The 12,533-nt window shown below is 49.3% G+C and carries 13 protein-coding genes; 7 read left to right on the plus strand and 6 right to left on the minus strand.

Annotated features, from left to right (window positions below):
• Positions 1-4: 4 nt before the first annotated feature.
• The 5 genes from cobB to P3339_RS02755 form a co-directional block, all read right to left on the minus strand.
• Entirely contained in the window at positions 5-766 is a 762-nt protein-coding gene (cobB, locus tag P3339_RS02735) for a Sir2 family NAD+-dependent deacetylase (protein ID WP_353056908.1), read from the minus strand.
• A 118-nt stretch (positions 767-884) separates the two neighbouring features.
• Positions 885-2,192, minus strand: a complete 1,308-nt coding sequence (locus P3339_RS02740; protein WP_282952357.1) for an NAD(P)/FAD-dependent oxidoreductase — start codon at positions 2,190-2,192, stop codon at positions 885-887.
• A gap of 128 nt (positions 2,193-2,320) precedes the next feature.
• Positions 2,321-2,914 (minus strand): AIR synthase-related protein, encoded by a 594-nt coding sequence (locus tag P3339_RS02745; protein WP_282952358.1) that lies wholly within the window; start codon positions 2,912-2,914, stop codon positions 2,321-2,323.
• Positions 2,908-3,279: an AIR synthase related protein gene (locus P3339_RS02750; protein ID WP_282953541.1), complete on the minus strand. Its 372-nt coding sequence runs from the start codon at positions 3,277-3,279 to the stop codon at positions 2,908-2,910. Before P3339_RS02750 ends, P3339_RS02745 begins: the two co-directional genes overlap by 7 nt.
• Positions 3,279-4,613 carry an FAD-dependent oxidoreductase gene (locus P3339_RS02755; protein WP_282952359.1) on the minus strand — a complete coding sequence of 445 codons (1,335 nt, stop codon included), beginning with the start codon at positions 4,611-4,613 and terminating at the stop codon, positions 3,279-3,281. The genes P3339_RS02750 and P3339_RS02755 overlap by 1 nt, the downstream gene beginning before the upstream one ends.
• A gap of 252 nt (positions 4,614-4,865) precedes the next feature.
• Between P3339_RS02755 and P3339_RS02760 the strand changes: the two genes are divergently transcribed.
• The 4 genes from P3339_RS02760 to P3339_RS02775 all read left to right on the plus strand — a co-directional run bounded on the left by P3339_RS02760 (position 4,866) and on the right by P3339_RS02775 (position 10,048).
• Positions 4,866-5,540 (plus strand): AsmA family protein, encoded by a 675-nt coding sequence (locus P3339_RS02760; RefSeq protein ID WP_282952360.1) that lies wholly within the window; start codon positions 4,866-4,868, stop codon positions 5,538-5,540.
• Positions 5,541-5,556: 16 nt separating this feature from the next.
• Entirely contained in the window at positions 5,557-7,167 is a 1,611-nt protein-coding gene (locus P3339_RS02765) for a hypothetical protein (protein WP_282952361.1), read from the plus strand.
• Positions 7,168-7,301: 134 nt separating this feature from the next.
• The gene (locus tag P3339_RS02770) at positions 7,302-8,846 is read left to right on the plus strand and encodes a hypothetical protein (protein ID WP_282952362.1); all 1,545 of its coding nucleotides are present in this window, start codon (positions 7,302-7,304) and stop codon (positions 8,844-8,846) included.
• Positions 8,783-10,048, plus strand: a complete 1,266-nt coding sequence (locus P3339_RS02775; RefSeq protein WP_502867314.1) for a DUF748 domain-containing protein — start codon at positions 8,783-8,785, stop codon at positions 10,046-10,048. The genes P3339_RS02770 and P3339_RS02775 overlap by 64 nt, the downstream gene beginning before the upstream one ends.
• A gap of 15 nt (positions 10,049-10,063) precedes the next feature.
• Here the strand turns inward: P3339_RS02775 and P3339_RS02780 are convergent, their stop codons facing one another.
• Positions 10,064-10,558: a carboxymuconolactone decarboxylase family protein gene (locus tag P3339_RS02780; RefSeq protein WP_353056909.1), complete on the minus strand. Its 495-nt coding sequence runs from the start codon at positions 10,556-10,558 to the stop codon at positions 10,064-10,066.
• A 261-nt stretch (positions 10,559-10,819) separates the two neighbouring features.
• Here P3339_RS02780 and P3339_RS02785 point away from each other — a divergent pair, with 261 nt between their 5' ends.
• The 3 genes from P3339_RS02785 (at position 10,820) to P3339_RS02795 (ending at position 12,466) form a co-directional block, all read left to right on the plus strand.
• Entirely contained in the window at positions 10,820-11,242 is a 423-nt protein-coding gene (locus P3339_RS02785; RefSeq protein ID WP_282952364.1) for a GFA family protein, read from the plus strand.
• Positions 11,243-11,429: 187 nt separating this feature from the next.
• On the plus strand, positions 11,430-11,738 hold the full coding sequence (locus P3339_RS02790; protein ID WP_282952365.1) for a hypothetical protein: 309 nt from the start codon (positions 11,430-11,432) through the stop codon (positions 11,736-11,738).
• A gap of 329 nt (positions 11,739-12,067) precedes the next feature.
• Positions 12,068-12,466: a hypothetical protein gene (locus P3339_RS02795; RefSeq protein WP_282952366.1), complete on the plus strand. Its 399-nt coding sequence runs from the start codon at positions 12,068-12,070 to the stop codon at positions 12,464-12,466.
• Positions 12,467-12,533 lie beyond the last annotated feature (67 nt).

Genomic DNA, 12,533 nt, shown 5'->3' on the forward strand with positions numbered 1-12,533 from the left:
ATATTTAGCCCAATAGATCTCGCACAAAATAATCCACGACCTCAGAGGCGGGCCCATAGCGGTGCTCGGCAAAGGCATCGCCAACACTGCTGCGCTCCAAATTGAGTCCCACGCTGTGGGCACCTGCCTGGTTGGCACATTCCACAAAGCCCGCTGCGGGATAAACGTTGCCAGAGGTACCTATGCTGATAAATAGGTCGCACCGACTCAGGGCATCGTAAATGCTACGCATTTGAAGGGGCATCTCCCCAAACCAGACTACGTGGGGCCGCAAGGTGCCCCTCAGGGCGCAACAGTGGCAAAGGTCGCTTGTATCCAGGTCTGACTCGATAGGAAACAGCTGCCCGCTAGTACTGCAACGCACTTTCAGAAGCTCCCCGTGCATGTGAATCAAATTGCTGTTACCGGCTCTTTCATGTAGATCATCAATATTCTGTGTGACCAGCAGGAACTCTCCTGAGAACTCTTGTTCTAGTCTTGCAAGTGCATGATGGGCGCTATTGGGGTTGATTTCACCCGATAGCAATTGACGGCGCCGCTCATTGTAAAAGCGCTGCACCAGGCGGGGATTACGAGCGAAGGCTTCCGGCGTAGCAACGTCTTCAATACGATGGTTTTCCCACAGGCCATCGGCTCCGCGGAAGGTGCGAATCCCGGATTCCGCTGAAACTCCGGCACCAGTCAGGACCACAATACTTTGATACTGCATATTTATCGGTTTTTTTCTTATTCTCAGAATAGGTATGCGGCTGGATACTATGTCGATCGCAAAAAAATTACGCTACCAGCATGGGGGCAAGTGCCTATATTGAATTTCTTAAGGCGCACCCCTGCGCCTTGATAATTTACGAATCCCTGTGGTGAGTCAAATCAGAGTGTTTGATCTAATGCAATTTTAGCCGTGGGCTGACCGCGCGATTGGCTTGGCCGACCAGATAGAGCAGCATGGCCTTTGGCCAGCCGTGAATCGCTGCCAAATGCATCCGGTAGAGGGAGCGGTAGGCAAAACCGGCAATGCGCCCCTCTACGGTGAGGCTGCCTTTTACCAGGGCGCCCATCAGGTTACCTATCGCAGTGTACTTACTCAGGGAGACCAGTGAGCCGCGATCGCGATAGTAGAAATGTTTTAACGGTTTGTCTTCAATCAGGGCGACCAGATTGTCGGCAGTCAGAGTAGCCATCTGCTGTGCAGCCTGGGCGCGGGGTGGCACTCTTTGTTCATCTCCATCTATACAGCTGGCACAGTCTCCCATGGCGAATATTTTTGGATCGCTTTGGGTCTGCAGAGTGGTTGTCACTTCAATTTGGTTGAGGCGATTAGTGGCGAGGCCATCCAGGTGGGTGAGAAACTCGGGGGCTTTTACCCCGGCAGCCCAGACGCGGATCGTTGCAGGAATTTTCTCTCCGTCGTGGGTTGTCAGGTCCGTGGCGCTGGCGCTGGCGATGTTGCAGCCAGTGAGCACACGCACTCCCATCTTTGCCAATTCCCGTTCGGCGTTATTGCCCAGCCGCGCGGGTAGTGCTGGTAGTAGGTGTGGGCCGGCTTCAATGACCGTTATCTCAATGGCATTGGAGCGAATGCGGCCGTAATTTCCCATTAACTTACTGGCATCTACCAGCTCTGCGGACAGCTCCACGCCGGTAGCACCGCCGCCGACGATAGCAATTTGCAGTTTTTCCTCGACATGGGTTTCCAAGCGCAAAAAATGATTGAGCAACTGTTGGTGGAATTTCTGTGCTTGCTCGCTGCTATCGAGGAACACACAGTGTTCGCGGACTCCCGGAGTACTGAAGTCATTACTCTGGCTGCCGATGCACAGCACCAGGTAGTCGTACTCCAGCTCCCGTGACGGCACCAGTTCGTCACCGTCGTCGTCCTTGACAGGGCCAAGTGTCAGCACTTGTCTTTTCCTGTCGAGGGACTCCAGTGCACCAAGTTGGAATTCATAACCGTTAGCGCGGGCATGAACCTGATAATTGAGCGCGTCCATATTGGCGTCAAGTGCGCCGGCAGCGACTTGGTGGAGCAGGGGTTTCCAGATATGGGTACGATTTTTATCGACCAGAGTTACTTGTACGGCGGGAGTTTTACGCCGTCGTGGCAGCCCCCGGGTAAAGTTGAAGTAGTGTCCGAGTCGTGTGGCCAGATGGAGGCCGCTGGCGCCTCCGCCAACAATCACGATTTTCTTCATAGTGATTGGTCTTCCTGTCGATTGCTAAAAAGCCGACTCCCCAATCTGTGAAGACCTATTCGCCGGAATACTTGGTTGCCGGCGCTTGTTCTGGCGCCAGTATCTCTCTCATCGGTATTGGAGGCAACTTAAACCTGGCTTTGCACCGCCTCATTGTCGCGAGTTATCAGCTGGCGCCAGTTTCCTTCTCGTTGCAGGCGCACACTGGGCTTCACTCCATCAGTGTGGGTGATAACGCCAATGATTGCAGCCTGGCTGCAGCCGCTTTGTAGCAGGTCACGCACACAGGCCTCAGCGTGTTCCTGTGGTAAGGCGGAGAGCAGCCCACCACTGGTCTGTGGATCTGCGAGTAGTGCCCAGTGTGGAAGGGATTGCCACTCCTGAGGGTTTTCCACAGAAAGGTAGGCGCGTGCGTTCTGCGGTTGCAGGCTGGAGAGCCAACCGCGCTCGATACACTTAGCGGCACCCGGAATCAGCGGAAGTTGTTCGGCGATTAGTGTGGCGCCAAGCTTATCGGCGTCGAGCATTTCCAGCAGATGGCCGAGCAGGCCGAATCCTGTAACATCTGTTAAGGCGCGTGCGCTGTGCTGGGCAAGTACTTCGGCTGCGTTCGCATTGCTGAGCAGCATGCACTCCAGGGCCTTCTGCACCCAGCGCCCCTCAGCTTCACCCATACCCTCCGCTGCGAGAATTGTGCCTATGCCGAGGGGTTTGCTCAACACCAGGCAATCTCCCTCGCGAGCTCCACTTTTTCCAGTAACTGCTCACGTTCCGCCAAGCCATTCACCGTGAGCCCTAACTGCATCTCCGCGCCTTCGGCAGTATGACCACCGGATAGGGTGCAATTGTGGCGGTTGAGTTCGTAAATGGCCCCGGCCAATAGTTGTTGTAAATCTCGTTGGGTAATTTCTGCTGCGGCGGTAGGCAGGGTTGCCAGCACTTGTGCACTGACGGGGCGCGCATGCATGGCGAACAAGTCTGAGAGTGCATGCAGTGTGGCAATTCGTCCAAACAACCAGGGGTCCGCCACCATAGACCTCAACTGGTCTGAGCTTTGGACCAGCAACTGACCTGGGGGCAGGTCCATCACTGCGGCATCATCGCCCACGCCACGTAAAAGATGTTCTGACTGCTGGGGGGCAATTTCTGTAAGGCGCGGCGTAAAACTTCTGCGCCGACTTTGGCACCACAGCCGTTGCAGCGCATACCCGACAATGAGATGCCGTTGCGTTGGGTTAATACTTCACGGGGTTGGGCCTCAGGCATTTCCTCCATAGCAACGGGCAGGTCGCTAAAGCGCTGCATAAAAGTGCGATCAATATGGTCTTTCCAGCGCCATAGCAGGTCACCTGAGACGGCAATCCCATTGCGTACAGCGATGGCGCGTTTGCCGCCACAGGATAGCAAGCTCAGGAAGCTCTTTTGCGGGCGATAGCTCTTTAGCGGGTGACCAGTGAGAGTGGCGCGCAGGTTATGGAATAGAATTGGTCCCTGGCGAACGGCGTAGACGCCGGCTTTGGGCAGTGGCTCTGCTGAAAAGCTGGCCACATCACCACAAGCGAAAATTTCCTGTCGGCCCTGGGCACGCAGCCTGCGATCCACCAGCACAAAGCCCTTTTCATCCAGGGCAAGCTGTGAATCAGCCAGCCATGGCGGTGCACAAGCATTAGTGGAGAGGAGTACCTGGTCGAGTTCCAGCAGGTCGCCGCATTTATTGCGTACGCCTTGTTCTGTAATCTCCTGAACAGGCCAGTTGTGATGCAGCTGTACTCCGAGACGGTCGAGTTCGCGCTCTGCAAGCTTGCGTGCAAGCAGTGGATAGCCTTGGGGGATTCTTTCCGTGGCGTGAATCAGGTGTACCTGCACACGCCCGGAATAAATTTGCTCCTCCAGTGCGTGGGCCATTGCCATGGCCAGTTCACAGCCACCAGCACCACCGCCGACAATGCCGAGTTTTAGCGGTGCCCGGGTCTTATGCACATGTTGTAAAAGTTTCTGCCAAAAAGGATAGAAGTGCCCAATGGGCTTGATTGGGATTGCTAACTCCGAACCCGGCAGCTCCCGTGCGGGAGTCGCGCCCACATCCAGTGACAGTAGGTCATACTCCAGTGGCGGGCGCCCCAACAAGGAAATTTTACGTTCTTCGGGATCAATATGGTGCGCACAGGCCTGCACAAAGCGAGCCCCAGCCGCACGGCATAGCCGGATCAAATCTATATGGGTGTCATCCAATGAATAGTGGCCCGCTACCATACCAGGTAGCATGCCTGAATAGGCGGTTTGTACTTGTGGGGAAACCAGTGTTAGACGCGCGCCTGGTAGTGGGTTCATAGCCCACATTTGCAGCACTATGGCATGGGCGTGGCCACCGCCGACCAGAACGATATCCTGGTAATTTGGGTGCTCCTGCATTTCACTCATTGCTCACTTAATGGAATGGTCGCAGCGATGTATAACCTGATCGCCTGCCAAATTCTTCCGCCGTGCAAATTCACTTCTGGATAAATAGTAGACAGCATGAGTTGAAGTGAGACCTATAGCACGACACCGGCTCCTATTATCGCGAATCGAAGCGCCAGGGTAAAAAAATACACAGGTGCTGGTCTTTACTTTATTGGCTTGGCTGTCGTTGCAGCTTGCGCTTAATTTATTTTTTGCGGCGCTATTTTCCCAATGCCACCAGAGCCTGTCCATCAATACACTAATTTTCGCCATCTGCTTTGGTGGTTGGTTGGTGGCTTATTGCTACTGGAAGGCTTTTCTATCTTCGCCTCGGACTTCGTGCGAGATAAAACAGATGCCTGGTTGGCTGAGCGGGGCCTGGATTTTCATGCCGACTATTTCCGGGTGTCCCTACTAGATCTGTCTGTGCTGGCTGTAGGGGTGCGTGCTTCCAATCGTGAAGGAAGGGGGTTTGCCGCACGTGAAGTAACACTGGATTACAGCTGGTGGCAGTTGCTGCGCGGGCGAGCCCACTTACCACGCGCCTCGGTAAGTGGCGCCTACATGGATTTGCAATCCGTTCCCGGAGAAAAATACCGGGAATGGGAAGTGGGCGGCTGGGACTTGGGAGAGGTGAAGCGCAGGGATCGTGATTTTAAAATGGGAATCGGCTGGGCCAGGATACGCGATAGTGAACTCTGTTATCGCCACCGGCCTGTCTGGCCAACTGCGACCTGTGCCTATGTTGGCGATGCAAAAATAGAGGATTTTTTGCTGGGGCTGTGGCGTAAGGGAGATGTGCCCCTCAAGGTCAATATCGCAGCTGCAGATATCCAATTAGAGGAATTGTTGGCCAGGGAAAAAATTCGACACATTACAATACTACTTTGGCGCATCTGCACTTGAAGCAAGGAGATTTCCGTTGGCCAAGTTTGCGTACCGGAGCGGAATCCTTTCAAGCAGAGCTTTTTCTGGCTGTCCGCCTCAGAAGTGGGCTGATGCAATTCGCGGCTTACAGCGCCTGGTTGGCCACTGCGCTGCTGCGCGTCGCCTCAATGTTGAAGGTGATCTTCGATTTGGGTTTGGCCGTGAAGGATTGGCACATTGGCGTTATGCGAGTGGGGAGGGCGTCTTACTCCGGCAGAGTAATCAGCGTTGGCAGGATTGGCGCGCTGGAACCATCACTATTCGTGACTTCGATTTTGTCCGCTCAATAAAGCGGATACATTGGCGCAGGGGCCGGGCTACTGCATTTGATTGGTGCCCTAAGCACCTGCGTGATAACAATCATCATTTTTGTATCCGCGCAACCACTTTGCAGGTGCCTGAACCAACCACTTTTGACTGGAGCCATCGACTTAAAATTACAACCGGAACCAGTGCTGCGCAGCAGTTGCGCTATCTCGATGTTGCTCAACCCCATCGCCAGCCTTTAACCGCTCAGCAAGCAGCATTGGGTTCATTGGAATTTGATGTCACCAGTCGCATCCTAGCTGTGGACAGCTTGGCGGTGGGAACTGCCAATGGTTGTGTCCCCGGCGATATGTGGAAAAAACCGGATCACTGCGTACGTTTGGTCGGTTTGCGGGCTAAGGAAAAAGCTGCCTTACGCTTCGGCTCTTCCCCACTAGAAATTCCCTGGGGCTTTGCCAGTGGACCATTATCTCTTGCTCAGCTCAAGCTGTCTGGACTCGGTGAAGAACAGCTGCAATTGCAAAAATTAAAGTGGCGTGGAATTGATACCTTGGGTGTCGACACACCTTATTCGATTCAGAATTTTTCCCTCGAGTCCCTTTCCGGTTGCATGTCGCGAGGATTGTTGCCTACGGGCTGGGAACCACTTTGTGCGCAACTGAATAGCCTGGATGGACGTGGGAATTTTGCCTGGCAAGGTGGTGAGGATGGTTATGCCATCTTTGGTAAGCTGGGAGTGCAACGGCTGTTATTGGGAGAGTCTAGAGGAGGTAATAAGGGGCTTCTGCTGCAAAAATTCAGCACCGGTGAAGGGTATTTTCGCCGTGAACCTGTTGAGGACCCATGGGCCAATGCCTTTTCAGCTACGGAAGGCGCTGTGGGGCAAGAGGATTACGGTAAGGAAAAGGGGCGCCTGAGGGAATCGAAAACAGGGAGAGAGGCTCTGAGTATGGCATTGGCCAGTATTCGTGCCCCTAATTTCAAGCTACAGAGCAGCTCCCTCCTTCGATTGGATGGGTGTTTGCCCCCTGAATGGGCAAAATTGATTTACCGTTCGTCAGCAGCAGCGCAGGAAATGCCAGCCTGCTTTGATGTGCGCGACCTGCAACAAGAGCGCCCCCTTGTGCTGGCCTGGCTGGGGGGTTGGATTTTGCCACTGCGGAGCTTTCTATTGGCCGCGCCACTGCAGCTACTGTACAGAACAGACCCCTGCTTAACCTGGCCGACCTTAACTTGCCATTGGCCAGGATTCGTATTGTTCCTGCTGATACGTTTAGCACTTATATTGCCTTACCCGAAAGCTCAGTCGGCCAGTTGCATGCCTGCCTGCCAGATTTAGAGAGTACTTTGACCCAAAAGCTGCGATGTGTGGAATTGCAAACAGTGCAACTCGGAGGGCACTTTAAACTGGAGGCTGGGCATGATCGGGTATCGGGTAATCTGGATGACAGCGATATTGAGCAACTGCAGCTTTTGGGAAGTGGCAATATTCCATTACTGGAAATCCAGAAACTATCCATACCTGAGCTGGAGTTTCTATGGTCTGGCAATAACACACAAGACTCTATGGTAGAAATGCAGGACTTATCCATAGAGTCGCTATTTGCCTGCTTGCCTAGCCATTTAAATTCCGCAGAACGATTGCCACATTGTGTGTTCAGTAAAGAAATATACTCAGTTGGTAGTAGCGGCTTATCTATTGGAGAGACAGAATTTACTTCTATAGGAACAGGAGAACCACTTTGGCAGCTCTCAAAGCTGTCCGTCGATAAAATCGCCTTCTCGCACAATACACTCGATCTGTACCATCTGGAAATTGATAACATTCTTATCTGTGGTTTGCACAGGCTATTACCTAGTGAGGCAAATAGGTTTCAGCTGGCTGATTGCATTGAAACTCCTCGATTGCGCTTCAATAGAGGACCGGTTCGTATTGGATTAAATGAAAATACAGCTCTTTTGGATTTTGGACCTATGCAAACTGCACCAGTTGCTTTTTGGCAAAAAGGGAATAATTACTTGCAGGCTGGCTTGCAACAGATGAGCTGGCAGCGCATGACCTGGGATGGTGATGGAGATTTTTCCGTTACGAATTTTCGCCTGGAAAATATCAGGGTCTGTTTACCTGACTCCGACAGGAAGGTAAATATTCATCTATTGAAACAGGCTAGCCCGGGGGATACGCGACGTTGCTATGGGCTCGACCAGCTCCTGATGCCTGGTGTGCAAAAAATATCACTCAGTAGACCATTTTCTCTTAAGGGTTCAATGGAGCTAAGTGGATTGTCTTTAGTGCGTAGAAATACTAAACCGATTAGGGTACCTAACTTGCAATTGGATAATATTTCCTTCGAGGGGAAATCACTGATACAAGTTGGCAACATAAGTGGTTGTCTTCCGGCAGGATTACTTAAAGACCGAAAGATAGCGCCTTGTTATCAGTTAGAACGGCTGAAACTTGGCAAAGTAGTAAGTAAAAATACGCTTTCCGGAAGAATATTTAAAGTCTTCGATATTAGTTCGGCAAATATACAGATGCATGCAGCAGGATTTTCGCAGGCACTACCGGAACAGCTGTTAAAAACAGAAAGTCTACGGGTGAGACAACTACGCTTCAGCTCTGGATCAGTACATGTACAGCAGTTGCAATTGAATAATATTGCCAGTTGTATACCCAACGGCTATTTCGATGAGGGAGATCATTGTTTCAGGCTGGGGGATTTGGAACTGGATGGAGGTTTTACAGCTGGACAGGGCCTGGAGTTCAATTTACTAAAGGCGAAAAAAATTGATCTTTTTTCTCCCCAAGGTGAACTGCTAGTGGAGGGGGAGAGTATAACGCTTTCACAATTTGCGATCAGTGCTCAGGAGTGGCGATTTTCCTGGGGGAAGCGGTTCATTTTCACTTTTTTAACAGGAATCCAGTTGAGCCAGAGTATCATCGACATAGCACAGTGGGGGACTTTAGATTACTGCATATTGAAGGATTTAGTTTCGATAGGCGTTATAAATTACTAAATGTAGAATTTATTGATTTTCTACAGCCGCGGTTTATTTTAGTGCGGGATGAGCGGGGTAGATTCCCAATAAAGCAAGAAATAGCTGAGCTAAGAGGGTTTAAAGGGGTAAACAGACTTTCTGTTGAGAGAGAAAAAAATGACCCCCTTTCCTACCATATAAGGGATGTTCATCTTCGACATGGCACTTTCACCTGGGTTGATCGGCAGGACGAGTTTCGAGCTCGGCTGCCCGTACGTGATATCAATCTAAATTTGAGCCATTTTAGCAATCTCGGCGAACACCCACCGGCAGTGTTGGTAGCGAATGGCAGGCCTGGTGGTTTTGGTGACATTCAACTGGGGGGAACTATCGATTACTTAGGGGAGAACATATGGGATGCTGATTTAACGGGGTATATGGAGAATGTAAATCTTATTCCGGCCACTCCCTATATGGCTAAGTTACTTGGTTATAAGATATTACAAGGACAAATGGACGCGGTGGTTAGCATTCATGTGCGGGAAAATCAATTGAATGCTTTTGCTGATGTTGAGCTAGAAAAAATCAAAGTGCGTCGTGTTCGTAAGGATGACCAGCTGCCCGTTAAATCAAAAATTATCCCATTAAATGTGGCTTTATGGTTGCTGAAAGATGGCCAGGGAAATGTGAAATTTGGAATGCCTGTAACCGGTAATATTCGAGATCCTAAGTTTTCTCTATCCTTTGTCTTCAGTGAATTACTGCAAAAAGCCATCTTCGATGCTTTGTTAAGCTACCTAACTCCCTATGGAATTTACCTGCTGGTTAAGTTGGCGTGGGGACGATTTATGGCAAAAGACTTTGATTCAATTGAGTTTGCTCCTGGCAGCTCAGAATTAAGTAGTTTGGCTATGGGGCAATTACAGCAAATGGTAACTGTACTGCATAAACATCCGAAGGCCCGCCCCGGAGTGTGCGGTATAGCTAATGCCAGAGACTGGAGCGCAATGTATCCTGAGTCTACCGTAGGCCTAAGAGGTAGCCGCCGTCTCCTTGCTGATTTTTACCATAACCCCCCTATTTTCTTGCGTGAAGAGTTTGAGAAGCTGGCACAAGAGCGTAGTCGAAAAGTTGAGCGATATCTTATTGATGCAGGCATTCCAGCGGCGGAATTGATCCCCTGCGCACCAGATTACAATGGAAGAGATTTTGGCCAGCCCAGAGTCGAGTTTTCAAATTAATCAAGATTTGTAAAATTACTTTGACTTGTTATCTTGATAGTAGCCTTGTTGCGCAATAAATTTACCTGCCTCTATATTACCTTGCTGTGATAAGGGTTCTATACCTGCGGCGGATACTAAGCGATTAACTAGAGAAAAGCAGGATACGACGAAGACAACATCTAATATTGTTTGCTCCTTCCATCCAGCACTAATAGCATCTGCAATATCTTCTTTCGAGATCGAATGAGCATTTTCAGCCACTTTCGCAGCGAAACTAAAAATTATTTGCAGCTTTTGGGGAAACTGAGTGATAACACCTGAAAGCGCAGCTTCTATAAGTTCATCAGCCTCTCCATATTCGCGTGCGACTTCTGCATGGGATAGATAGCAGTATCGACATCCATTCAAGGAGGAAATAAATACTGCTATTAATTCACGTTCTCCACGAGATAGTTCTGAGGGGCTTCTCATTGCTGCTTCAAATGTTTTTAATATTGATGGTCCTGCACCATGTAAGTGACTGAATATTTCCTGGGGGAGGCTTCAGGTCTAAGATAGGAAAAGTGACTCATAATTTATGAAGCTCGCTGGAAGATATAACTAACTTTGGTTAGAACCAAGTCTCATAAATGAGAACTTATAGAGATCTTAGTGTGATCTTTAGTCCAGAAGTATTCATCGGAACCCTTGTGTGATTCCCTCCAAGCGTGTAGTTTTCTTTTGATGACAGTGTTTGCTGGCAAATACTGACACTGATAATAAAGTTGTTCATTACAGAGGGGATGTAATATGAGCGGTACTAATCAAGTACAAGGAAGTTGTCTGTGTGGTTCTGTTACCCTTAAGGCCTCGTTACCATCATCAAATTTGGGTGTCTGCCACTGCGGAATGTGTAAAAAGTGGGGTGGTGGTCCTTTGTTGGCGGTGGACTGCCAAACCAATGTTGAGATCTCTGGAGAGGAGCATATCTCCGTATTTGACTCCTCAGACTGGGCAGAGCGTGGCTTTTGCTCCAAATGTGGATCTCATCTTTTTTACCGTTTAAAAGAAACCCAGCAGTATTCAATACCAGCGGGAATTTTAAATCTACCTAAAGAAGTAAAAATGACTCATCAGATCTTTATCGATGAAAAGCCGGAATATTATGCTTTTGCCAATGAGACCAGGAATATCACGGGACTAGAGCTTGTGACTGAGTTTTCAGGAGAGTAAGTGCTTGCCAACTTTCTTGCTTTTATTTAAGGAGACTATTTGCTCCGCTTAAAGGTTATTATATGCCATTCATAGGTGCCGCCTTACTGGGGGTATCTTTCCCTGGCTTGGATGGATAATCAGAGAGTTGTCAACCGGGGAGCAGGTATTCTAATGACCGAGTAGTAATAGGGAGTAATAGGTCACCATGACAGAAACTCAAATTGTAGAAATTTTCCTGGCTAACCAGTGGTGGTCAATCATTGCACTTGTGGTGTGTGTGATCGGTGTTACCTTATGCTGGTTTGGGGGACTAATGGCAGCCCTTACAGCATTGGGTAACAAGCATTGGGTTTGGGGTATCATTACCATTTTCTTGGGTCCAATCACCGGTATTCCCTATGCGCTGCGCTATAAAGAGGCAGAATATGCACGCTCCTTGATGTTGAGAGGGGTTTGGATTTTGTTAGTTGGTTTGATTATAGCCGCTCTAGTTTTATTTTTAGGTCGGCCATAAAAAGCTACGTGATTAATTTGAAAACGCTGGCTGTTTGCCAGCGTTAACGCCTTTTCCAGTCTTTTTTCATTTGTGTACTCCCGATGGGTTGCTGGAATTCCATGGGAAACTACAGCTAGTTGACTCAGGTACTAATTTTTCAGACAAGTATACCGATACCTTTCCTATTAAGACGGATGTTTTTGGTTACCTCGATCGAGTTAATGGCATCGAGCAGACTTATTTACATCCTGACCTTGAGAAACGGATTGGTCTTCGCATAAGCGCATTAGAGGCATTTCAAGAGAAACTGCTTCTTTCTATCATGCATATTTGGGCCCGAAACCTATATGGCTATTGAATTTAGCACTGTCAAGGAACCAGTCGCAGGTAATCTATTCAATGCTCCAGTTTTTTGGGGTTGGGGTACTGACTCTGCTTGTATTACAGCTGGGGGAGCCTATTGGGATAAAATTGAAAGTGTCGAATTTGGTTTTCCTATTTCTTACAATATTAGTGGTGAGTCTGAGCTCCTTGCTGAATTGACCTATGGTGGTGCCACTGTATTTCGGGAAGCAACTCCTGGCTTTGATATTATGAATAAAGATGGAAATATCGGAGTCGTGGGCAAATTTAATTCTTGGAATGTATGTCTTGGGATATTGTCGGGGATTCTCAGCTCACAGCAATCAGTAATACCCAGAAGGTTACCTTTCCAGAAAATTACCTTTCCAGAAGGTTACCTTTAAAGGAGCTTTAATATTTTGATAATAATTCAGACTCAATTAATACTCTAAATAAAGGTATTTTAATTTG

Origin of the sequence: Microbulbifer sp. MLAF003 (assembly GCF_030012965.1) — a bacterium.
Classification (GTDB): domain Bacteria; phylum Pseudomonadota; class Gammaproteobacteria; order Pseudomonadales; family Cellvibrionaceae; genus Microbulbifer; species Microbulbifer variabilis.